Genomic DNA, 21,917 nt, shown 5'->3' with positions numbered 1-21,917 from the left:
AACTCTCCCTCCCCTCCGGTCCTCCACCAACTTTGGCCACATACGTGCTGCTGTGCAGATATCCGCATAACTGCAGCAGTGTGGCCAAAGTTGGTGTGGCGCGGCCAGCCCGCGACCACAGGCGCACAACAGCAGCTGACGCACAGCTAGAGCCAGCGCACAGCAGCAGCCATCCGATTCCACGCATACAGCGACCGCTCCGCCTGTGAAAGTCACTTATCCACAGAATCCTCGGCTCCACCCGCATCGAGCCAGCAATTCGGGTTCACTACTCCCATGTTTCGAGACGAATGGCTACCGCCTGAGGCAACTGATTTGCTGCGGCGCTGTGGCGGTGCAGCACGCCGCAAATGGTTGCTGCGCGCCGGGCTCTCACCGCACGGACTCAAGCGCCTCGTTACGAACGGCACGCTGATTCGCCCCGCGTATGGCTGGTATGCAGTTTCAGATGTGCATCCAGACATCTCCCGAGCCCGCGTGTCCGGTGGCTCGCTCACCGGCCCCTCAGCGCTGCAGCCCCGAGGCGCCTGGCGCGCACACGACCGACGATTACACGTGCGAGTCGACCGCAAGCACCGCATCCGCCGCACGAAAAATGTGTGCGTACACCGTGAGCCACGACTCGCAAACGCAACCCAGGTGGTCGTCGACAACGTGGCTGCTGCATTTCTGGCCTGCTTCGAATGTCAACCAATTGACGAGCTCGTGGCTATTGGAGACAGCCTCATTCGTGAACAGCTACTCGACTACGAAACCTTCGTAGAGATTTGCGAACAATCTGGCCGCAAGGGGCGACGGGTGCTGCAATACAGCGATGTCGCATCCGATTCGGGACTCGAGTCGCTACTGCGCGCCCGATTGCGAGCGCTTCGCATCAAGCTGACCACACAGTGGCCCGTTCGCGGAGCCCGCCGCTACGACATGAAAATCGGCCGGTCACTACTGATCGAGACCGACGGCCGTGAGCATCATGACCGGCCCGAGGCCTTCCACAACGACCGTGATGTCGACCAAGTCGCCGTCTCCCGCGGATACGTCGTGATGCGGCTCACCTATCGGCATGTTGTGCATGAATGGCCCGACACACTCGAGCGAATACTGACATTTGTCAGGCACCGCTGGCACCTGCGAAGACCCGTCGAGCTCACCGCCTAAAAAAGATTTGGCCAAAACGCCACTGCGATCGGGTATCCCAGGAATGCAACACAGTCGAGCGTGAAATGCGCAATGATCAGGGGCGCTAAGCGCTGTCGTTTCGCGAACGTATCGCGTCGCGAACCGCGCAAAAACAACCACGCGAACAGCACTCCCATCGCGACGTTGCCGAGTGCCATTCCGGCCCCCTGATAGAGGTGGTACGACCCACGCAGAAGTGCGGATACCGCGATGATCTTCCACATTGACCAGCCGAGCGCCTGCAACCGCACAGTGAGGTAGCCGACAACGACGATCTCTTCGAGCAGGGCGGCTCTCAGCGCTGCTATCACGAGCAGTGTGATCTGCGTGGCCGTGAGGCTGGCGTCAGATGTCACTACCTGAGGAGTCATGGCCACGAGCCGTGAAACCGCGTAGAGCGCGAGCCCGGGGATGCCGATGATTGCGGCGAGTGCAGCGCCGCGGATGCAATCGCGCCCCAGCTGCTGAGGGCCCCGCCAATCGATTCCCAGGCGGTGGAAGCCCGATTCGTGCCGGGTCCACAGCAGCCAGATGGCGAGCGCGACCGGGGCGAGCGATGCGGCGATCCAATTGAGGCGACGTAGCAGATCGACAATCGGAAAAGTGCTGGTTGTGGGGTTAATTTGCTGGACGCCATCACCAAGCGTCGCGTGCTGCAATGATGTCTCCAGCAGTGCAACTATGGCGGAGACAGACGATGGCAGGATTGCCAGCGCCAACACGATCCAGATCTCCCAGTGAAGGCGCGTGCGTGCGGCGCTGCGAGTGGAGACCATGCATGCATCCTAGGCCGAATACCGGCAGCGATTTCGCCCGCGCATGCCTCGTAGAGGTTTTCGGCGCCTTCGTTTCTGCCGGTTTCCGGAGGCGGAGCCGTCCGAGCCGAAGCAGCCTTGCTCACCCTCGCACCAACTTTGGTCATTGAGCTGTCGTTATGCAGATATCCCCGCATCAACCGCTATGTGGCCAAAGTTGGTGAGGCGGGGCGGTTTGGGCGGGCGGCGGCCCGGTGAAGGATGCGGTCGGAATACGACGCTTGGGATGCGGCAGCCGCGGCTCGGCACCGGGATACGGTACCTGGGGCGAGGCACTGGAGCGCGGGGCCGTGGCACCAGCTCGCCCGCGGGCCGGGGCGTCCGCGCAGCGACAACCCAGCGACTACGCAACGGACCTCGGAAACGAACCGGGGCTGGTGGCGCAATACGCGCGCCACCAGCCCCGGAGGTTAGACAGTCAGCCTAGCCCTTAAGCTTCGGCGAGTCTTTCACGTAACCAACGAGGGTCCAGTCAACGCTCTCGAAACCGGGAGCGCCGTAGTTAGCGAGGTCCTTCGGGGTCACGATGAAGTCGTACGACTGGTACAGGGGCAGGTTGCCCATGACCGGCCACAGCTTCTCGTCGATCTGGTTGAGCAGTTCGGTCTGCTTGTCGAGGTCGGTGGTACGCTGCAGTTCGTCGAGCAGACCATCGATCTCTTCGGTACCGACGCTCGAGAAGTTCTGCTCACCGTCGGTGCGCCAGATCGACACGCTCGAGGTCACGAACGGGTTACCGTTCCAGCCGAACAGGGTCATGTCGTAGTCACCGGGGATGACGTACTTCGAGAACAGGTCGGTCGGCGGAACCTGCTCGACCTTCAGCTTGATACCGGCTGCCTTGAGGTTCTCGGTAGCGATCGGGGCGATGGTGCCGTTAGTGGTCGAACCAGCGTTGTAGACGTAGCGAATCTCGAGGGTCTTGCCGTCCTTCTGGTAGTAACCGTCGTTACCCATGGTCCAGCCCGACTTCTCGATGAGCTCCTTGGCCTTCTCGACGTTTGCGGTGCCGTACTCGCCGGCGTAGTTCTCGTAGCCGCCCTGGTTCTGCACGAGCATGTGGTTGCCGAGCAGGTCGTCAGCCATGCCGCTCGGGTAGGGCAGGGTGCCGTTCACAGCCTGGAAGATCGACTTACGGTCGATGGCGTAGGCGAATGCCTGACGCAGGTTCTGGTCTTCGAGGATGTACCCCTCCTTACCGTTCAGGGTGAAGTGGGTCCAGCTCGGGCCAGCGGCCTTGCGGATTTCGAAGTCGGTGCCTTCACCGGTCTCGGGTTCGACAACCGAGTAGATCGCGAGGTTCGAGGCGTCGATCACGTCAAGCTGGCCACCGTTGAACGAGGTAGCGGCAGCAGCCGGGTCTTCAATGGTCTGGAACGAGATGCGGTCAAGCTTGGCCTTGCGCTCGCCGGTCCAGTTCTCGTCGGGCTTGAGGGTAACCGACTTGTTGGCCGAGTCGATCTTGTCGATCGTGTAGGGGCCGGCGGTCACCTTGGGGCCGTTCACCCAGCCCTCGTTGAACTCCTTTGCCGAGGCGACGAGCTGGTCGGGCATGACTCCAGCCAGGCCGATCCAGTCGGCGTAGACTTCGCCTTCCTTGAAGGTCACGACTGCGGTGTAGTCGTTGTCACCCTTCTCAACCTTTTCGACGCGGTCGAAACCTTCACGCGAAGCGACGTTGAACTCTTCGTTGACCATGGCGTCGAAGGTGTTCTTGATCGACTTCCAGTCGATGGGGGTGCCGTCCGACCACTTGTTGCCCTCGACCAGCTCGATTTCGATGGTCTGGGGCGACTCGTTGGTCTGCTCGATGCGCTTGGCGTAGAGCTCGTTCGGGATCACCTGACCGTCAGCGGTGTACTTGTACAGGTTGGGGTACACGGCGTCCATGATGTCTTTGGTGTTCTTCTCGTTACCGTCAGCGGTCGAGGTGTTGAAGTTCGCCGGGAAGGCGTTGTTGTACAGCCGGAGCGTGCCGCCCTCACCGAGGTTCTCCTCGGGCTGAGCGTTCATCTCGTTCTGGTCGGCTGCAATGTGGTCGCCGCCGGCCTGAGTGTTGTTCGGGTCTTCATCGGCCCGTGCACAACCGGTCAGTGCGAGTGCCAGTGCCGCTGCAGCAGCGACACCGGTCAAAATTCGCTTCTTCATTCGGTTTCTCCTTGTGAGGTGGAATCGATATTCAGTTTTCGCTTAGGGGGAATATACGTGTCAGTTTGCTCTGGGTAAAAACAGGCGATGGCGTGGTCGCGGTCACCGAGCTGGTCGAGCTCGGGAATTTCATCGCTACAGCGCTGGCGCTGTTCTTCGTTAAGCAGGTGCTGGTAGATGTAGCAGCGGCTCACAAAACGGCACCCGGTGGGGCGTTCGGTGGGCGAAGGCAGATCGCCTTCCAGCACGATGCGCTCACGTTTGCGCTCGATTACCGGGTCGGGAATCGGCACCGCCGACAGCAGCGCCCGCGTGTACGGGTGGTTGATTCCTTCGCTGAAGATCTCGTCGGTCGAACCGAGTTCGACGATGCGGCCGAGATACATCACGGCAACCCGGTCGGCGATGTGCGCCACCACCGACAGATCGTGTGACACGAACAGGTAGCTGAGCCCCAGTCGGTGCTTGAGTTCGTCGAGCAGGTTGATCACGCCCGCCTGGATCGACACGTCAAGCGCTGACACCGGCTCGTCGAGCACGATGAAGCGCGGTTCACAGGCGAGTGCGCGGGCGATACCGATGCGCTGACGCTGACCGCCCGAGAATTCCTGCGGGTATCGGTCGGCGTGCTCGGGCAGCAGCCCGACGGTGCGCAGCAGCCAGTCGACCCGCTCTTCCATTTGCTCGGTCGTGTAGTTCTGCACTTCCATCGGTTCGCGCAAAATGTCACCGATGGGCATACGCGGGTCGAGCGAGGCCATCGGGTCTTGGAACACGATGCCCATATCGCTGCGCAGCGCCAGCCGCTCGCGCCGGTTGAGTTCGCTCACATCCCGGCCGTCAATTTTGATGGTGCCAGCCTGCGGTGCCTTGAGCTGCATCACTTCGAGGATGGTCGTGGTCTTGCCAGATCCCGACTCACCCACCAGCGCAAGCGTCTCGCCCTCGCGAATATCGAAACTGGCCTGGTCGACCGCGTGCACCTCGCCCAGTTTGCGCTTTACGAGCGCACCCTTGGTGATCGGGAACACCCGCTCAACGCTGTCGAGCTCGAGCACCGAGGCGCGCTCTTCACGGGGTGCGGTGAGTGTCTGTTCGGGGGCTTCGGGGCGCTTAAAAATTTCTTCGCCGCCAACAAGCTGGTCGCTGTGGTGGCAGGCGGCCAGGATGCCCGGCTTGTCAGTGCCGGTGAGCTGCGGTTCTTCGGTGCGGCACAGATCGGTGGCGATTGGGCAGCGTGCCGCGAACGGGCAGCCGGTGGGCAGGTTCACAAGCGACGGCGGCGATCCTTCGATCGGCGTGAGCGGTTCGTGCACGAGCCGGTCGGCGCGTGGGATGGATGCGAGCAGTCCCGCCGTGTACGGCATCCGGGGCGACTCATACAGCGAGTGCACGTCACCAAACTCGACGGCCTTACCTGCGTACATCACCATCACGCGATCGGCGAAACCGCTCACCACACCGAGGTCGTGGGTGATGAGCACGGTTGCGGCACCGGTGATGTCTTGCGCCATCTTGAGCAGTTCCATCACCTGCGCCTGAATGGTCACATCGAGTGCGGTGGTGGGCTCGTCGGCAATGATGAGATCGGGTTCGTTAGCGATCGCCATAGCGATCATGGCGCGCTGGCGCATACCGCCCGAGAACTCGTGCGGGAACGACTGCGCCCGCAGCTTCGGGTTGGGGATGCCCACCGCATCCAGCAGATCGACGGCGCGTTTGCGTGCTGCCGATTTCGACACATCGTGATGCGCCAGAATCACCTCGGCGATCTGGTCGCCGATGCGGTAAACCGGGGTCAGGGCCGACAGCGGATCCTGGAACACCATCGAAATCTGTTCGCCGCGCAGCGCCGACAGCTGCCGGTCGTTCTGTTTGAGGAGGTTTTCACCCTTGAAGAGGATCTCGCCTTCAACCATCGCGTTTTCGGCGAGTAGCCCCATCACCGCGAGTGATGAAACCGATTTACCCGAGCCCGATTCACCCACGATGGCGAGCGATTCGCCGCGGTGCACCTGGTAGCTGAGGTTGCGAACCGCCTGCACGATACCGGCTTCCGACTTGAACGAGACGCTGAGGTTGCGCACGTCAAGCAGCACATCGGTGCGATCGATTACGGGGTTTGCCTTGGTGAAGATCGATCCGGTGTTGGTGTTTGCCATGGTTTAGTGCCCCCGTCCGCTGGTCGGGTCGAGCGCGTCGCGAAGAGCTTCGCCGACCATGTTGATCGAAATCACGAGCAGCGCGAGGATTGCTGCCGCGAAGACCCACGTGTGCGGGTGGGCGATGTTGTAGTTCTGCAGCACCGAACCGAGCGAGAAGTTCGGGTAGAGGATGCCGAAGCCCAGGAACGACAGACCGGTTTCGGCAAGCACCGCGGCACCAACACCGAGGGTGGTGTCGATGATCATCCACGACGAAATGTTGGGGATGATGTGGCGGCGAATGATGCGGTGGTGCGGCACACCCATGAAGCGTGCGGCCTGCACATACTCGGTGTTGACAAGGCTCTGGGTGAGGGCGCGCAGCACACGCGCGGTGATCATCCACGAGAATGCACCGAGCAGCGGCACCATGAGGATCCAGTGCACGCCCTGCAGGAACGGGCTCAGCAGCAGCATCAGCAGCAGCGAGGGCACGATCAGCAGGAAGTTGATGAAGGTCACGACGACCTTGTCGATCACGCCGCCAAAATAGCCGGCGAGCGTGCCGAACAGCACCGAGAGGAACAGCACAAACAGGGCTGTCGCAAACCCAATGATCAGCGAGATCCGCAAGCCCACCATGATCTGGGCGAAGATGTCTTGTCCCTGGCTGTTCGTGCCAAACCAGTGATAGGCGCTCGGCGGCTTCAGTTGGTTGGCGAAGTCGTACTCGATCGGGGTGTACTGGTACACCATCGGCATGAAGATGGCGGCCAGAGCGAGCAGCAGCAGGATGCTCATCCCAATCCACGCTGAGGGCATACGGCGGAAACGACGCCATACGAGCGCCGAACGCTTCGCCGCGTGCGTGGGCTTGCCCGTTTCGGCAGCAATTACTTCCTGGGTCTGTTCGAGGTCTGCCTGCTCAGCTTCGAGCATCGACTCCGAGTCGCTGCCGGCGGGGAGGTTTGGTGGTACTTGAGTCATTGTGATCACCGAATCCGCGGGTCGAGGACGGCCTGGAAGAAGTCGGCAAGTGTTGCCGCGAGCAGCACCAAAATGGCGCCGTAAATCATCACGCCGGTGGTGCCATTAATGTCACCGATCTGCAGCTGGGTGACCGCCCACGAACCAATACCCTGCCAGTTGAACAGTCGCTCCACGAAGAACGACCCGGCGAACGCGCCGGTGAGCGCAAAGGCAAAGTACTGGCCCATCGGGATCAGCGCCATGCGGAAACCGTGGCGGCGCATCGCCTGCCCCTTGGTGAGCCCCTTAGCTCGGGCGGTGCGCAGGTAGTCGGCACTCAACACATCCAGCGTGGTGACCTTCATGTAGCGCGAGTAGCTTGCAATACCCATCACCGCGAGCGCGATGGTCGGCATCACCATCGCCTTGATTTGGAAGCTGATTGACTCCCAGCTTCCGGGTGCAGCCAGCGGGTCGACGGGGTTCGTTGACGGGAACTTAAAACCGATCGCGTTGCCCATTGCCAGGTTGAAGCCCTGGATGCACAGAATGATCACCGGGGTGGGCAGGGCCAGCACGATGAAGCTGATGGTCGAGATGGTTTTGTCAGAAAACGAACCGCGACGCACGGCCGACCAGGCGCCGAGCACGATACCCAGGACCACACCGAGGAAGGTTCCGATCACCACGAGTCGCAGCGAGATCCAGATACGAGTACCCATCTCGGGGATCACCCACAGTGCCTTCTTGTCGGTACCAGTGGTGACGCCGAGTTTTTGTTCCCACGGGGCGGTGAACAGGTTGGTCAGCCAGTTCAGGTAGCGCTGCCAGATCGAAACATCGGGGTTGATGTTTCGCGCATCAAAGTACGCCTGCATAACTTCGGGGGGAATCGGTTTCCCTCCCTGTGTGTTGGGCGGATACATGACTTCCTGCGGGTTCAAGAGCGCTTGCGCCAGCAAGAAAGTCAGCGACGTCGCAATAAACGCCAACAGGATGTATCCGACAAGTCGTCGCAGGACGAACTTTGTCAGTGCCATCTCGGATCTTGACCTAACTGTGAGACAGAACCCCGGGTGAGGGTCTGTGTGGACTCGGATGTAATTGTTAGTAGTGATTCACGCTATCGGAGAGTTGGGTGTTTCTCCGACTCGACGTGCATATTGTTACCGAAAACCCGCTCCCTTGCAGGCACTCGATAACGAATCCCCGGCGATACTACGCGAAAATGGCACAAAATGTACACATCCGCATTGCAATTGGTCAAAGCCAGTGCTGCCGGTGAAACCTCACTTAGCGCACACATCGGCCTACTGCTGCGGCTCGCGGCGCTGGGATGCGCGTGCCAGCTCATCGGCAAAATTCGACTCGACAAGCGCTTCCAAACTCACCATTGCACCGGATGCATCCGATAGCGGCAGTCGCCAGTTCGGATATTCCGAATCGGTACCCGGCTGATTGATCGCCCGACGATCGCCGGCAAGGTCAGCAACCGACACGCCAAACATCCGCGAGGCACCGCTTGCCAGGCGGCGATGCAGCCCCAGCACCACCTGTTCGGTGGTCGGTGCATCCCCAATCCAGCCTTCCTGCTGCAGCGCGTGAATGTGCGCCGTAACCCACGCCTGCTCCTCAGCGCGCTCTTCGGCAACCGGCCGGGTGTAGAGCCCCAGCTGGTCACGCAGCGCCACGTGGGCAAGCTCGAGGTATCCGGCAGTGGGCGGCAAATCATGCGTGGTGACCGTCGCCAAACACTCAGCCCGGTAGTCTGCCGGCGCTTTCGGCCGGCCCTGCGCATCCCGTTCAAACCACATGATCTGGGTGCCGTAAACGTGACGCTGCCGCATCTGTTCACGAGTGAGATCCGACACCACGCCGAGATCCTCGCCCACCACGATCGCTCCGGCTCGGCCCGCCTCCAACAGCAGCACACCGAGCATCGCGTCATAGTCGTAGGCAACATAGGTGCCAGCATCAGCGGATGCGCCCGCGGGCACCCACCACAGCCGGAAAAACCCAAGAATGTGGTCGATTCGCAGCGCGCCCGCCCCGGCAAAAGCATTACGCAAAAGCGCACGCATCGGCTCGTACCCCTGCAGGTACAGCGAATCGGGACGCAGCGGCGGCTGGCCCCAGTTCTGGCCGAGCTGGTTGAACGCATCCGGCGGCGCACCAACCGTGACACCGCGCGCCATCGCCGGCCCGAGCGCCCACGCATCCGCCCCAGCACCAGCAACCCCCACCGCCAGGTCACGCATCACACCAATCGACATGCCAGCGTCACGCAACGCATCCTGAGTCGCAATCGACTGCTGGCGAGCCTCAAACTGCAGCCAGGCGTAAAACTGCACGCGCAGCGCGTGCTGCTGACGGAACGCCTCTACCTCGGGTGAATGCGGCGTTTGCAGTGCCTCGGGCCACTCGCGCCAATCGCTGCCAAACTGTTCGGCAAGCACGCACCAGGTGGCGAAATTCACCAGTGGCTCAGCCTCTTCGTCACAAAAATCGCCAAACGCTCGCCAACGCTCGTGATCGAGCCGCACCGCCACCTTGAACAGCAGCCACAGCGCTTCAACCTTCGCGAGCCAGCCACGATCGCGATCGATCACCTCGCCGGTATTCGCCAGTCGAGCATCCCGGGTCAGATCGCTCAAGCGCCGCAGTGTCGATGCATCCACGACATCAGCCAGCGAAGATTTGCCGGACGCAACAACCACCTCATCGATGACCGCCTCAACGCTGAGGATGCTCGGGTCGATGAACTGGCGCGTGGTGGGCAAATAGGGCGACGGGGTAATCGGCGTCACAGGATCCGGTGCGTGCACCGGATTGATCAGCACAAAATCAGCGTCCCGCTCGGCGCCCCACTGCCCGAGCACCTGTAGGTCGGCGAGGTCGCCAACCGCCCACGACCGCCGCGAGCGCAGCTGGTACATCTGCGTCATCAAGCCCCAAACCGGCTCATCGAGCTGGGTTGCGGGGCGTTCGGGCACAACGATCAGCGCGCCGGTGGCGACCAGCCGCGCATCCTCATCGGGTCGATAGCCGAGCATCTCGGCCTGGGCCGCCGCTTCGGGCCCCATAGTTGCCCGCACCCGGTGCCAGCCGAGCGGGAGGTCGTTCGGGATGCGGAAGCTCGCCTCCCCCACCTCGAGGCCGTCGATATTTGCCGGGCCATTCCAATTGTCGACCTGCTGCAGGGGCACCGACTCGCCAGTTTCGAGCACCGCGACCGCGTCGACCGATGCGCCGTGGGGAACGTGGATCGCGACCTCACCGGCACTCCCCTGCCGAACCATCGTGGTTGGCGGCACACCGTGGCGCCAGGGCTGCTCGTCAGCGGCACGGAGCGCTTCGGTGAGAGTGTGCTCATCGGTGACATCAATGTCGAGTGCGGCAAGCACCGCCTTGAGTGTCTCAGCTGGCACCTCGACGTGTTCGCCGCGCCAATTGTGGTACGAGGTGGCCACCCCGTATCGCTCAGCCAGTTGCAAAAGTGTGGGGCTAGGGGTCGTAGTCGTCACACGCGCATCCTAGCCGTGCGCGTCAAACAAACAGTGGGATGCGCTGCGCCGCCGGTTGGAAGGATGTTGTGTCGCTGCGGGTGCTAGCCGATGCGAAGAGTGTCGCCAGAAACCGTCACGGGCAGTTCCGGCAGCGCTTCTTGGGCGGGGCCGGCAACCGGGTGGCCGGTGGCGATGTCGAAGTAGCTCGAGTGGCAGGCACAGTAGGCGCCGAGGCTCTCAACCGATGACAGCGGGCACTGTTTGTGGGTGCAGATAGCGACGAAGGCGCGGAATTCACCGGCGCTTGGCTGCGCCACCACAGCACTGTGCTCGTTGAGCACCACGCCACCGCCCACCGGCACCTCCGAAGTGGGCAGTTCAAAGGGTGCGGGCGTCTCGGCGGCTGCCCCGCCGGTGCCGGACGAGCATGCGGCAAGGAAGGCGGTCAGTGCGGCGCCACCGCCGGCGGCAGTGACGGTGCGGACGAAGGCGCGGCGCGTGGGCTGGGTGTCTGACATGCATCCAGCCTACGCCGCGCCGTGATCTCAGCGTCATACCAACAACAGCCGGATCACTCAACCACCCTCGCTCACGCTCCCCGTGCCCGGCCCTACTCCCCTTGCCCGCACCAACTTTGGCCACATGCGTGTCGATACGCATATATCTGCATAGCGACAGCTATCTGACCAAAGTTGGTGTTCGGGTATTGGCCCCGCTGCGAAGCCACGCGTTGTGTCGGATTCGAGCGGGAATCCTCGCGCCACGATCCGCCCACCGAGACCCGCGAGCCAGCGCACCCACCCCGCGAGGCAGCGACCACATCCCGCACGCCCTGCACAAGTGCACCCCGCACCAACTTTGGTCACATGCGTGTCGATACGCATATATCTGCATATCGGCCAGCATTTGACCAAAGTTGGTGAGGCTGCAGCGGCACCGGCGCAACGCAACGACGGGTGTGGGGTGCGCTACAGCACTCCCCCACACCCGTCGAAATAAGCGGAAGCTAGTCGGCGAGCTCTTTACCCCGCTGCTCCGGCAGCAGGAACGCGGCGAACGCGGCGATGCCGAATGCAATCGCGAACACGGTGAAAGTCAGTACCACACCGCCCGACTTGGTGAGGCTGAGCGCCACAATCGGCGCAAGAATCGAGGCGATGCGCCCAAACCCGGCTGCAGCACCGGTGCCGGTACCACGAATGGTTGTCGGGTACAGCTCCGGCCCGATCGCATAGAGCGCGCCCCACGCACCCAGGTTGAAGAACGACAGCAGACATCCCGAGATGATGATCTGTGCCTCGGTGTTGGCGAACCCAAAAAATGCGGCCGAAACCATCGATCCGGCAAGGAACGTCGCCAGTGTCGCGCGGCGCCCCCACACCTCGATCAGCCAGGCAGCCACCGCGTATCCAGGCAGCTGTGCCAGCGTAATGATGAGCGTAAATTCAAATGACTTCGCCAGCGCAAAGCCCGCTTCAACCAGCAGGTTCGGGATCCACAAAAAGGCCCCGTAGTAGCTGAAATTAATGCAGAACCAGATCGTCCACAGCGCGATGGTGCGGCGACGCAGCTGCGGCGCCCAAATCGATTCGCCGTGCTCGCGCGCTTCCGCAGCTGCCTCGGCCGCCAGGCGCTGGTCACGTTCACGGTCGGCCTGCGCGATGAGTTCGGCTGCGGGTGTTGTGCCTGCGTATCGCTCAAAATTACGCACCGCCGCTTCGGCCTCATCAAGGCGTCCGCGCGATTCAAGGAAGCGCACCGACTCTGGCAGCCCCCAGCGAACCACGACCGCGTAGGCGGCGGGCAGCATGCCGATGGCGAGCGCCCAGCGCCAGCCGTCCTCACTCGTAGGAACCACATAGGTGCCGACAAGCGCCGCGAGAATCCAGCCCAGTGCCCAAAACGCTTCGAGCCACACGACCATCCGGCCGCGAATTTTGGTGGGCGAAAATTCCGAGACGAGCGTCGAAGCCACGGGCAGTTCGGCGCCCAGCCCGAGACCGATGAAAAAGCGCAGCACCATGAGCGCGGTGATCGACGGAGCCAGGGCCGAGGCGCCGGTTGCGATACCGAACACCACGAGGGTGAGCGCAAATGTCTGCCGGCGACCGAACCGGTCGGCTAGACGACCGCCGAGCGTCGCACCGATGGCCATACCGGCAAAGCCGATGGATGCGAGCCAGCTTGCCTGCTCACCGGTGGCAAATCCCTGCTGAACTAGCGCGGCGATCACGAATGACAGCAGCCCGACGTCCATGGCGTCGAGTGCCCATCCGAGTCCTGAGCCGACCAGCAGTTTGCCGTGGGCGCGGTTGAATGTGAGCCGGTCAAGCCGGTCGGTACGCGATGACGCGTATTGCGCATCCCGAGATATGGAGGTTGTCATTGCTTCCTCATGTGTGACGTTCACGCTCGTTGCTGGCGTGATTTGAGCACTAAAACTACCGGTTGCGCTGCAAGTTGCCAAAAGCGCATGACACTACCCGGCGAACCTTGCCTCCGGCAGAAAGATTGGCGAACTTTGTGGTTTTCGTGCATGGGATTCGCCTCGGCTGCCCGTATTATCAACCTTTGGCCACAATTTTCGGCCGGTTTTTGCCATCTTTATCGGAGCACTTACGAAATATGTCCCTAACGACGACCCACACCCAGGGCCTGGCCGAACTGTCTGAACAGCACTCGCTGCTCACCATGTTGCAGGACCGTGCTGATCGCGGCGGCGACTCTATTCTCGCTGAGCGCCGCGATGGCACCGCGTTCGTGCCGGTAACCGTTGACGAATTCGTGGCGACTGTGGATGCGGTTGCGAAGGGACTTGCGGCACTGGGTGTCAAGCCCGGTGATGCGGTGGGCATCATGGCTCCAACTCGCTACGAGTGGACGGTGCTCGACTTCGCCACGTTGAAAGTCGCCGGGCTGGTGGTTCCCGTCTACCACACCTCATCGCGCACCCAGGTGGAGTGGATGGTGAGCGACTCGCAGGTGCGGTTCTTGTTCGTTGAGAGTGCCGAGCAGGCGCAACTGGTCGAGCCGCTTTTGGATTCCACCTGCCTCGAAAAAGTTTTTGTGATCGATGCTGAGTCGGATGCAGATGGTGCGCTCGAGCAGTTGCGCGAGGCTGGTCGGTCGGCAAATATTTCGGATGCGCAGCTCGCCGAGCTTTCGGCATCGGTTCGCTATGACACGGTGGCTACGGTCTGTTACACCTCCGGCACGACCGGCCGACCCAAGGGCGCTGAGCTGACGCACGGTAATCTGCTCGCCCATTGCTATCACGGTGTGGCCGACCCCGGTTTGGGCCATGTGGTTACCCCGGATGAAAACGGTGTGCAAAAGCGCACGCTGCTGTTTTTGCCGCCTTCGCACTCGTATGGCCGGTTCGCGCAGATGCTCTGCGTGCATTCGGGTTCGGTTATGGGCTATGCCCCGTCAACTTCGCGGCTGGTGGAAGACCTGCAGGAGTTCAAGCCCACGTGGCTGATTGCGGTGCCGCGGGTGTTCGAAAAGGTGTACAACGCGGCGGATGCGCGTGCGGGCTCAGGTTTGAAGCTGCGGATTTTCCGCTGGGCCGCGCGAGTGGCGCAGACGTATTCGATGGCACTCGACACCGCGGCTGGGCCGTCGCTGAAGCAGCGCTGGCGGCTGCGGGTGGCCGACCGGCTGGTGTTTGGTCAGCTGCGTGCGGTGATGGGTGGCGCCCTGGAGGTGGCCATTTCGGGTGGTGCCGCGCTGGCAACCCGTCACGGTCATTTTTTCCGCGGCATTGGCGTCACGGTGATGGAGGGATACGGTGCGACCGAGACGACCGCGCCGGCTTCGGTGAACCGTCCCGGCAATATCAAGATCGGCACGGTTGGTGCTCCCTACCCCGGCACGAGCCTGCGAATTTCGGCCGACGGTGAGGTGCAGGTCAAGGGCACGGGGGTGTTCCGGGGCTACCGAAACAACCCCGAGGCAACCGCGGCCGCGTTCACCGAGGATGGCTGGTATCGCACGGGTGATTTGGGCTCGATTGATGACGATGGCTATCTGAAAATTTCGGGTCGCAGCAAGGAGATCATCGTCACCGCGGGCGGTAAAAATGTGCAGCCGGCAGTGTTGGAGGGCGCGCTGCGTTCGCATCCGCTGATCGGTGAGGTCATGGTTGTTGGCGAGGGGAAGCCGTTTATTGGTGCGCTGGTGGCGCTCGATAAGCAGATGCTCGCCAGCTGGCTGCGCAACCACGGTGAGGACAGCTCGCTGTCAATTGCCGAGGCGAGTCAGAACCCGGCAGTGCGGGCATCCATTGAGCGCGCTATTGAGCTGGCGAACGAGAAAGTTTCGCGGGCCGAGTCGATCCGCAAGTTTGTGATTGTGCACCGCGAGTTTGATGAGCGGCGCGGTGAGGTTTCGGCTTCGACGAAGCTGATTCGTCGCGTGGTGCTCGAACATTTTGCCGACGAGATGCGCGAGCTTTACGGCGAGTAGCGATGGTTTGCGATACGGCTGCGGTTGTGGCGCGGGCCGCTGCGGATGCGGCGGGTCGGCTTACCGCAGCCGGGGTTTCACCGGATGCGCTGGGCCGCTTTGTGCCTGCGCGCCGCCGGTTATTTGGCACCCGACCACCACGAATTGAGCGGGTTGGCAGCGCATGGGTTGTTGGCCGGCTGCTCGTGTCGGTGACTGGTGAGCTGTTCGCGGCGACGCACACGCTGCGCGCGCACGTTCCGAAACCGCATATTAACTATCCGTCCGAGTCGGCTCGTGAACGGGATCAGCTTCGGCACGCGGCGATTCGTGGTGGGTTTCGTGAGGGTGAGACGGTGCACTGGGATGCGGTGCCGATTATCGCTTCCGAGCTCACGGATACGAGCGCGCCGGTGTTGGTTCGCGACGGGATGCCGATGGTGATTTGGTCGGCTTCGGCGCCGGCAGCATCGGCACAACCGCTGCCGGAGTATTTGGATGCGCGTATTGAGCTGCTGCTCAGCGTGCGTTCCTGATTGCATCCCCGTGGTCGTGTATGCGCCGGTAACGCACGCGAGATTTTCAGTCCGGATGCGGGTGGGCCGCCTACCTGAAGGTGTTGGTAGGCGGCCCGCTCGCGATGGTGGTGTCAACTGTTATTAGTCGTCGTTCAACCACTTGTCGACGCGGTGCGTTGCGGTCACGCGACGGAAGGTTCCCGAGTGTGAGCGCAGCACCACCGAGTCGGTGGTGATGGCGTTGCGTTCGCGGTCGACGCCCTTCACGAGCATCCCGTCGGTAACACCGGTGCACACGAAAAACGTGTTGTCGGTGGTGACGAGGTCGTCCTGGGTGAGGACGCGGCTGAGATCGTGGCCGGCATCGATTGCCTTTTGGTGCTCTTCTTCGTTGCGCGGGTGCAAACGCCCCTGCATAACCCCGCCGAGTGCCTTGACTGCGCAGGCGGTGATCACGCCTTCGGGGGTGCCGCCGATTCCGACGCACATGTCGATGCGACCGGTTCCGAGCGCGGCGACGATACCGCCGGCAACGTCACCGTCGAGCATGAGTTCGGTGCCGGCGCCGGCCTCGCGGATTTCGGCGATGAGCTGTTCGTGGCGGGGCCGGTCGAGCACTGCGATCTTCATGTCGACGAGGTCTTTGTCGAGTGCTTTGGCGAGCGCGCGAATGTTGTCGCCGATGGGACGTTCGAGGTCGATAACACCGTGGCCGGCGCTTCCGGTCACGATTTTGTCCATGTAGAAAACGTCCTTCGGGTTATACATCGAGCCGCGGTCGGCGACGGCGATAACCGAGAGCGCGTTCGGCCGGCCGGCCGCGGTCAGGCTGGTGCCGTCGATCGGGTCAACGGCGATATCGCACAGCGGGCCGGTGCCGTTACCGACGATCTCGCCGTTGAACAGCATCGGCGCCTCGTCTTTTTCTCCCTCACCGATCACGACCTCACCCTGGAAGTCGACGGTTGCGAGAAACTTCCGCATGGCGTCTACGGCGGCCCCGTCGGCAGCGTTTTTGTTCCCGCGACCGATCCATGGCACGGCCCGGATAGCGGCGGCTTCGGTCGCGCGCACCAGCTCCATTGCCAGGTTGCGGTCGGGGTGAGAAATCAGCTCGGCCCCGTGATCAGTGGTGCCAATTTGTTCGGTCACTTTTTGCCCCTTTTTCGTCGTGCAAAACTCGTACTTCCAGCCTAGTGCGCAGGATTCGGTTTTCCGTGAACAGCGGTAGATAGACTGCCTGGGGCGAAGGTCTCGCACCGCGCACACGCATCAGCTATTTGCAAGGAGTCGCAATGCCAATCGCAACCCCCGACCAGTACGCCGAAATGCTCAACCGTGCCAAGGAGCGCGGCTACGCATTCCCGGCAATTAACGTGTCGAGCTCGCAGACCATTAATTCGGTGCTGCAGGGCCTCACTGAGGCTGGCTCTGACGGCATCATCCAGGTGACCACCGGTGGCGCTGACTACTTTGCCGGCCAGACCCGCACCGCGCGCGCATCCGGTGCGCTCGCCATGGCCGCATTCGCACACGAGGTGGCGAAGAACTACCCGATCACTGTCGCGCTGCACACCGACCACTGCCCCAAAAACGCCCTTGACGACTTTGTGCTGCCGCTGATTGCGGCCAGCGAAGAGACCGTGAAGCGCGGCGGCGAGCCGATTTTCCAGTCGCACATGTGGGATGGTTCGGCAGTGCCGCTCGAGGAGAACCTCGAAATTGCCAAGCAGCTGCTCCCCCGCCTGAAAAACAACGGTCAGATCCTCGAGGTTGAGATCGGTGTTGTGGGTGGCGAGGAAGACGGTGTGGCTGCCGAGATCAACGAAAAGCTCTACACCGATCTCGAGGATGCTATCGCCACCGTTGAGGCGCTCGGCCTCGGCGAGCAGGGCCGGTACATGACTGCTCTCACCTTCGGTAATGTGCACGGTGTTTACAAGCCCGGCAATGTGAAGCTGCGCCCCGAGCTGCTTGCCGAAATTCAGGCTGGTCTGCAAGAGAAGTACGGCACCGGCCCGAAGCCGCTCGACCTCGTGTTCCACGGTGGTTCGGGCTCGAGCGCCGAGGAGATCGCCACTGCGGTTGCGAACGGTGTGGTGAAGATGAACATCGACACCGACACGCAGTACGCCTACTCGCGTTCGGTGGCCGACTCGGTGCTCAAAAACTATGACGGCTTCCTGAAGATCGATGGCGAGGTCGGCAACAAGAAGGTGTATGACCCGCGTTCGTGGGGCAAGAAGGCAGAGTCGGCGATGGCTGCTCGTGTGGTTGAGGCCACTCAGCAGCTCGGTTCGTACGGCAACTCGCTGACTGTCTAATGACAAACCCTAGCAACCACGGTGAGGGGTCTCAGCCAAATGGCTCGGGCCCCTCGCCCGTTCGCGGTCGACGCGAGCAGCTGCTGCGAGTCGACCGGCTCTATGGCATCACGCTATTCGCCATCGGTGTTTTTGCGACCATCAATATGATGCTCGCGAGCACCGAGCGGGTGCTGGTGATGACCATTGCTCATTTTTATGAGCAGTACGGGCTCGGCGACTATGTGCGCCCCGAGGGTCTGGCCGCAATTGAGTGGGCGGGTATCATCCTGCATCCGCTCAACTACGCCATCTGGCTGTATTTTTCGGTGCGACGCTGGCGCGCTAAGAAGTTCACCGCCTGGTTTGCGCTGATGGGCGCGCTCCTGGCCTGGATTATTAGTTCGCTGCTGATGGCGGCGGCCGTGATCGCGCATCCCGGTCTCATTGACGCGATGGTGCAGCAGGGATTCCCACCGGCGGCCACCACCGCACCCTAATTTGGGTAAGCGAGCTACAGAGGCGAGCAGCGAAGCAGAGCGACAAACTAGTTTTTGTCGCGCACACCCTGGCCGTGTCCGCCGCGCTGCTGCTCGCCACCCAGCTGGGCGCGCAGTTCTTTGGGCAGCGAAAACATGAGGTCTTCGGTGGCGGTTTCTACCTCGGCAACATCGTGATAGCCGGCGGTGCTGAGCGCCGCAACCACTTCTTGCACGAGCACCTCCGGTACGGATGCACCCGAGGTCACCCCAACCGTGACCACATCATCCAGCCACTCCTGTTTAATTTCGTTCGCGTAGTCGATGCGGTAGGCGGCACGGGCACCGTGCTGCAATGCGACCTCCACGAGGCGAACCGAGTTGGATGAGTTGGCTGAACCCACCACAATCACCAGATCGGATTCGGCAGCCACCTTTTTGATCGCCACCTGGCGGTTCTGCGTGGCGTAGCAAATATCGTCGCTCGGCGGGTCTTGCAGCTCGGGGAAACGTTCGCGGAGCACGCCGACGATCTCGTAGGTCTCATCTACCGAGAGCGTGGTCTGCGACAGCCACACGACATTATCGGGATTTTCAACGGTGACGGTTTTGGCTTCGGCAACATTGTTCACCACGGTGACCCTGTCGCCACCGTGACCGGCCGTGCCCTCGACCTCTTCGTGCCCGTCGTGCCCGATCAGCAAAATCTCTCGATTATGTTTCGCAAACCGGGTTGCTTCACGGTGCACTTTGGTCACGAGCGGACAGGTGGCGTCGATGGTGTTGAGTGCACGTTCGGCCGCCGCTGATTTCACCATCGGTGACACACCGTGTGCCGAGAACACGAGATTGGCACCCTCGGGCACCTCATCAACCTCATCCACAAAAATCGCACCGCGCTTTTCAAGCTCCGACACAACGTGACGGTTGTGCACGATCTGCTTGCGCACATACACCGGCGGGCCGTACACCTCGAGCGCTTTTTCCACAGCCACCACCGCGCGGTCAACACCGGCACAGTATCCTCGTGGTGCGGCAAGCAATACCCGCTTCGATCCGGCAACCGGCCGGTCTTCGAGCACGACAGCGGGCCGCGGGATGCGCGGCGTGGGCAGGGCAATAACCGATTCACTCACGCCCCCCAGTGTACGGTGACCCACCGACTTTCTGTCGGATGTCCGCCAGCAGCTGACCCGCATCCCCTCACAAACAGAACGGAGAACCACGGTGACGATCCAGCCCACGGCCGAGCAGCCAATGCAGGTGCGCGAAGTATCGGAGGGCATCAAGGGCTGGCTCGACAAGCTCGGCACGGTGTGGGTTGAGGGTGAGCTCACGAGCTACCAGATCCGCGGCGGCCACGCCTATGCCAAGCTGCGCGACCTCAATGAGGATGTGTCGCTGTCGCTGGTGGTGTGGCGCTCAACGCTCGCCAAACTCACCGAACAGTTCCAGCAGGGTGACCGCGTGGTCGTGTTCGGCAAGATCGATTTTTGGGTCAAGGGCGGCACGCTCTCACTACAGGTGATGAATATGCGCCACGCGGGCCTGGGCAACTTGCTCGAGCAACTGCGCAAGCTCGCCGAAAAACTCGCGGCCGAGGGGCTGTTCGCGGCCGAACGCAAGCAGCCGCTCCCCTTCCTGCCCCAGTGCATCGGTCTGATCACGGGTAAAGATTCGGATGCTGAAAAAGATGTGCGACGCAACGCCGAGCTGCGTTGGCCAGCCGTGCACTTCCGCACCATCCACACCCGCGTGCAGGGTGAAGGCACCGCCGAGCAGGTCATTGCCGCGCTCGAAACACTCGATGCAGACCCCGAGGTGGATGTCATCATCATTGCCCGCGGTGGTGGCGATTTTATGCATCTGCTGCCGTTCAGCGATGAGGCGCTGGTTCGTGCCGCGGCCGCGGCCCGCACCCCGATCGTCAGCGCCATCGGCCACGAAAACGACCGGCCGCTACTCGACGAAGTGGCGGATTTGCGCGCATCCACGCCAACCGATGCCGCCAAGCGAGTGGTTCCCGACACTGCCGAACAGCTCGACCTGGTGACGCAGCTGCGGGCCCGGCTGCGTCGCCGAGTCACCGAACAGGTGGTGAACGAAACCCGGCAGCTCGCCGCGCTGCGCTCACGACCGGTGCTGGCCGAACCGTCATGGATTGTTGATCGACACGGTGAAGAACTCATGCGGCTCGCGGCCCGTGGTGAGGAGCTGGTGCGCCGCCAAGTTGATGATGCCGAACGCGATCTTGCCTCGCTCACCCAGCGGCTTTCGGCGCTCTCGCCAGAGGGCACGCTGCGGCGCGGCTACGCCATCGTTGAGCGGCAGCGCAATGATGAATCAGCAATTGTTACCAATACCGAGCAGGTTCGCGCTGGGGATGCATTGAGCATCCGCGTGACCGATGGACGAATCGAGGCGACCGTAGAATGAGCAATATGACCGACCAATCGGCCGAAGTGCCCGCATCCACCCCCGTAGCTGAAATGAGTTTCGAGCAGGCTCGCGACGAACTCATTCTCGTGGTCCAAAAACTCGAGCAGGGCTCGCTACCGCTGGCCACCTCGCTGAGCCTGTGGGAGCGTGGCGAGCAGCTCGCGGGCCGCTGCGAACACTGGTTGAAGGGCGCTCGCGAACGGCTCGAGCAGGCTCGTAACGAGGCCGAGCAGGGCCGCGACGAAGCCGAGCAGACCAAGTGAGCGGCGAGCGTCCGATTCGCGCCGACCTGGGCCGCCCCGAAACCCCAGCTGAAACCGCCGAGCGCAAAGCTGAAGCATCGCGGCTGCATCGTTCGCGGCAGACGGTGCGCAATTTGCTGGCTTCGCTGCTGGTTTGTGGGCTGGCAGTGCTGGTGCTGGTGCTGATTGTGCCGCGCAATGATTCGCCGCGCGTGTTTGATGTCGACTATCGGGCTGTGGCAGCCGAGGCACAGCACGACTACACGCAGCCGCTGGTCGCCCCCGAAGTGCCCGAGTCGTGGCGTTCCAATGCCGCTGAGATCCGCACCGGCGCCGACAAGGTCACCGAGTGGTACACCGGCTTTGTGATCTACGACGGCGACCAGGCCCAGGGGTTCGTGGGGATGAGCCAGGGGCTTAACGCGAACGACACCTGGGCATTGCAAAAACTTGCCGGCCGCAGCCAGACCGGTGAGATCACGGTCGGCGGTGTGCAGTGGCGCGAGTTTGATGCCACCCACCTCTCGCCCGAGGAAGCGGGAAACACCCGCTACGCGCTGATCGGCGAGCTGGACGGTTCGCTATTCGTGGTCTACGGCTCGCACGACCCCGAGCAGGTGCGCCTGCTGGCCGAGCGTATCGCCACGGCCGGCTAGCAAACTAACCGACCGTCTAGCAAACTAAGCGCACGGTTTCGGCTGCCGCCGAGCGTGCATCCCCTACAACAGTTGT

The 21,917-nt window shown here is 62.3% G+C and carries 18 protein-coding genes; 8 read left to right on the top strand and 10 right to left on the bottom strand.

The genetic code is table 11. From position 1 onward, the window contains the following. Nucleotides 1-276: 276 nt before the first annotated feature. On the top strand, nucleotides 277-1,155 hold the full coding sequence (locus JMV54_RS08465) for a DUF559 domain-containing protein (RefSeq protein WP_201518475.1): 879 nt from the start codon (nucleotides 277-279) through the stop codon (nucleotides 1,153-1,155). On the opposite strand, the gene JMV54_RS08460 is transcribed toward JMV54_RS08465, so the two are convergent. The 8 genes from JMV54_RS08460 to JMV54_RS08425 form a co-directional block, all read right to left on the bottom strand. Beyond that, nucleotides 1,152-1,952, bottom strand: a complete 801-nt coding sequence (locus JMV54_RS08460) for a CPBP family intramembrane glutamic endopeptidase (protein WP_201518474.1) — start codon at nucleotides 1,950-1,952, stop codon at nucleotides 1,152-1,154. The two genes, JMV54_RS08465 and JMV54_RS08460, sit on opposite strands and share 4 nt — an antisense overlap. A 462-nt stretch (nucleotides 1,953-2,414) precedes the next feature. Further along, entirely contained in the window at nucleotides 2,415-4,139 is a 1,725-nt protein-coding gene (locus tag JMV54_RS08455) for an ABC transporter family substrate-binding protein (RefSeq protein ID WP_201518473.1), read from the bottom strand. Further along, entirely contained in the window at nucleotides 4,136-6,301 is a 2,166-nt protein-coding gene (locus JMV54_RS08450) for an ABC transporter ATP-binding protein (protein ID WP_201518472.1), read from the bottom strand. Before JMV54_RS08450 ends, JMV54_RS08455 begins: the two co-directional genes overlap by 4 nt. A 3-nt stretch (nucleotides 6,302-6,304) precedes the next feature. Beyond that, nucleotides 6,305-7,270, bottom strand: a complete 966-nt coding sequence (locus JMV54_RS08445) for an ABC transporter permease (RefSeq protein ID WP_201518471.1) — start codon at nucleotides 7,268-7,270, stop codon at nucleotides 6,305-6,307. Between the two features lie 5 nt (nucleotides 7,271-7,275). Continuing rightward, nucleotides 7,276-8,292 carry an ABC transporter permease gene (locus JMV54_RS08440; RefSeq protein ID WP_201518470.1) on the bottom strand — a complete coding sequence of 339 codons (1,017 nt, stop codon included), beginning with the start codon at nucleotides 8,290-8,292 and terminating at the stop codon, nucleotides 7,276-7,278. 270 nt (nucleotides 8,293-8,562) lie between these two features. Then, nucleotides 8,563-10,776, bottom strand: a complete 2,214-nt coding sequence (gene malQ, locus JMV54_RS08435) for a 4-alpha-glucanotransferase (RefSeq protein WP_201518469.1) — start codon at nucleotides 10,774-10,776, stop codon at nucleotides 8,563-8,565. Between the two features lie 83 nt (nucleotides 10,777-10,859). After that, entirely contained in the window at nucleotides 10,860-11,276 is a 417-nt protein-coding gene (locus JMV54_RS08430; RefSeq protein ID WP_201518468.1) for a Rieske (2Fe-2S) protein, read from the bottom strand. A gap of 488 nt (nucleotides 11,277-11,764) precedes the next feature. After that, nucleotides 11,765-13,144, bottom strand: coding sequence for an MFS transporter (locus JMV54_RS08425; RefSeq protein ID WP_201518467.1), 1,380 nt, complete (start codon nucleotides 13,142-13,144; stop codon nucleotides 11,765-11,767). A 239-nt stretch (nucleotides 13,145-13,383) separates the two neighbouring features. Here JMV54_RS08425 and JMV54_RS08420 point away from each other — a divergent pair, with 239 nt between their 5' ends. After that, a complete protein-coding gene (locus JMV54_RS08420) occupies nucleotides 13,384-15,225 on the top strand; it encodes an AMP-dependent synthetase/ligase (RefSeq protein ID WP_201518466.1) in 1,842 nt (613 codons plus the stop codon). Between the two features lie 2 nt (nucleotides 15,226-15,227). Beyond that, a complete protein-coding gene (locus JMV54_RS08415; RefSeq protein ID WP_201518465.1) occupies nucleotides 15,228-15,740 on the top strand; it encodes a hypothetical protein in 513 nt (170 codons plus the stop codon). Nucleotides 15,741-15,863: 123 nt separating this feature from the next. Here JMV54_RS08415 and glpX read toward each other — a convergent pair whose 3' ends face one another. Beyond that, nucleotides 15,864-16,805 (bottom strand): class II fructose-bisphosphatase, encoded by a 942-nt coding sequence (gene glpX / locus JMV54_RS08410; RefSeq protein WP_201518481.1) that lies wholly within the window; start codon nucleotides 16,803-16,805, stop codon nucleotides 15,864-15,866. Nucleotides 16,806-17,002: 197 nt separating this feature from the next. On the opposite strand from glpX, the gene fbaA reads away from it, so the two are divergent. After that, nucleotides 17,003-18,046 (top strand): class II fructose-bisphosphate aldolase, encoded by a 1,044-nt coding sequence (gene fbaA, locus JMV54_RS08405; RefSeq protein ID WP_269144260.1) that lies wholly within the window; start codon nucleotides 17,003-17,005, stop codon nucleotides 18,044-18,046. Continuing rightward, nucleotides 18,046-18,525, top strand: coding sequence for a DUF6264 family protein (locus tag JMV54_RS08400; protein ID WP_201518463.1), 480 nt, complete (start codon nucleotides 18,046-18,048; stop codon nucleotides 18,523-18,525). Before fbaA ends, JMV54_RS08400 begins: the two co-directional genes overlap by 1 nt. A 47-nt stretch (nucleotides 18,526-18,572) precedes the next feature. On the opposite strand, the gene JMV54_RS08395 is transcribed toward JMV54_RS08400, so the two are convergent. Beyond that, nucleotides 18,573-19,640 (bottom strand): 4-hydroxy-3-methylbut-2-enyl diphosphate reductase, encoded by a 1,068-nt coding sequence (locus JMV54_RS08395; protein ID WP_230972882.1) that lies wholly within the window; start codon nucleotides 19,638-19,640, stop codon nucleotides 18,573-18,575. A gap of 91 nt (nucleotides 19,641-19,731) precedes the next feature. Between JMV54_RS08395 and xseA the strand changes: the two genes are divergently transcribed. From xseA to JMV54_RS08380, 3 genes are read left to right on the top strand one after another with little or no spacing between them, the layout of a single operon-like run. Further along, nucleotides 19,732-20,940, top strand: a complete 1,209-nt coding sequence (gene xseA, locus JMV54_RS08390; protein ID WP_420842089.1) for an exodeoxyribonuclease VII large subunit — start codon at nucleotides 19,732-19,734, stop codon at nucleotides 20,938-20,940. 5 nt (nucleotides 20,941-20,945) lie between these two features. Beyond that, nucleotides 20,946-21,206, top strand: coding sequence for an exodeoxyribonuclease VII small subunit (locus tag JMV54_RS08385; RefSeq protein WP_201518462.1), 261 nt, complete (start codon nucleotides 20,946-20,948; stop codon nucleotides 21,204-21,206). Continuing rightward, the gene (locus JMV54_RS08380; RefSeq protein ID WP_201518461.1) at nucleotides 21,203-21,841 is read left to right on the top strand and encodes a DUF4245 family protein; all 639 of its coding nucleotides are present in this window, start codon (nucleotides 21,203-21,205) and stop codon (nucleotides 21,839-21,841) included. The genes JMV54_RS08385 and JMV54_RS08380 overlap by 4 nt, the downstream gene beginning before the upstream one ends. Nucleotides 21,842-21,917 lie beyond the last annotated feature (76 nt).

Origin of the sequence: Gulosibacter hominis (genome assembly GCF_904842695.1) — a bacterium.
GTDB lineage: Bacteria > Actinomycetota > Actinomycetes > Actinomycetales > Microbacteriaceae > Gulosibacter > Gulosibacter hominis.
The sequence above is the reverse complement of the archived record's forward strand: the minus strand, read 5'-3'. Positions and strand labels throughout refer to the sequence as shown.

What these genes read in the sequence shown, in the direction of transcription:
- JMV54_RS08465 (WP_201518475.1), top strand. Translation starts at nt 277, where the DNA reads ATGTTTCGAGACGAATGGCTACCGCCTGAGGCAACTGATTTGCTGCGG.
- JMV54_RS08460 (WP_201518474.1), bottom strand. Translation starts at nt 1,952, where the DNA reads ATGGTCTCCACTCGCAGCGCCGCACGCACGCGCCTTCACTGGGAGATC.
- JMV54_RS08455 (WP_201518473.1), bottom strand. Translation starts at nt 4,139, where the DNA reads ATGAAGAAGCGAATTTTGACCGGTGTCGCTGCTGCAGCGGCACTGGCA.
- JMV54_RS08450 (WP_201518472.1), bottom strand. Translation starts at nt 6,301, where the DNA reads ATGGCAAACACCAACACCGGATCGATCTTCACCAAGGCAAACCCCGTA.
- JMV54_RS08445 (WP_201518471.1), bottom strand. Translation starts at nt 7,270, where the DNA reads ATGACTCAAGTACCACCAAACCTCCCCGCCGGCAGCGACTCGGAGTCG.
- JMV54_RS08440 (WP_201518470.1), bottom strand. Translation starts at nt 8,292, where the DNA reads ATGGCACTGACAAAGTTCGTCCTGCGACGACTTGTCGGATACATCCTG.
- JMV54_RS08430 (WP_201518468.1), bottom strand. Translation starts at nt 11,276, where the DNA reads ATGTCAGACACCCAGCCCACGCGCCGCGCCTTCGTCCGCACCGTCACT.
- JMV54_RS08425 (WP_201518467.1), bottom strand. Translation starts at nt 13,144, where the DNA reads ATGACAACCTCCATATCTCGGGATGCGCAATACGCGTCATCGCGTACC.
- JMV54_RS08420 (WP_201518466.1), top strand. Translation starts at nt 13,384, where the DNA reads ATGTCCCTAACGACGACCCACACCCAGGGCCTGGCCGAACTGTCTGAA.
- JMV54_RS08415 (WP_201518465.1), top strand. Translation starts at nt 15,228, where the DNA reads ATGGTTTGCGATACGGCTGCGGTTGTGGCGCGGGCCGCTGCGGATGCG.
- glpX (WP_201518481.1), bottom strand. Translation starts at nt 16,805, where the DNA reads ATGGAGCTGGTGCGCGCGACCGAAGCCGCCGCTATCCGGGCCGTGCCA.
- JMV54_RS08400 (WP_201518463.1), top strand. Translation starts at nt 18,046, where the DNA reads ATGACAAACCCTAGCAACCACGGTGAGGGGTCTCAGCCAAATGGCTCG.
- JMV54_RS08385 (WP_201518462.1), top strand. Translation starts at nt 20,946, where the DNA reads ATGACCGACCAATCGGCCGAAGTGCCCGCATCCACCCCCGTAGCTGAA.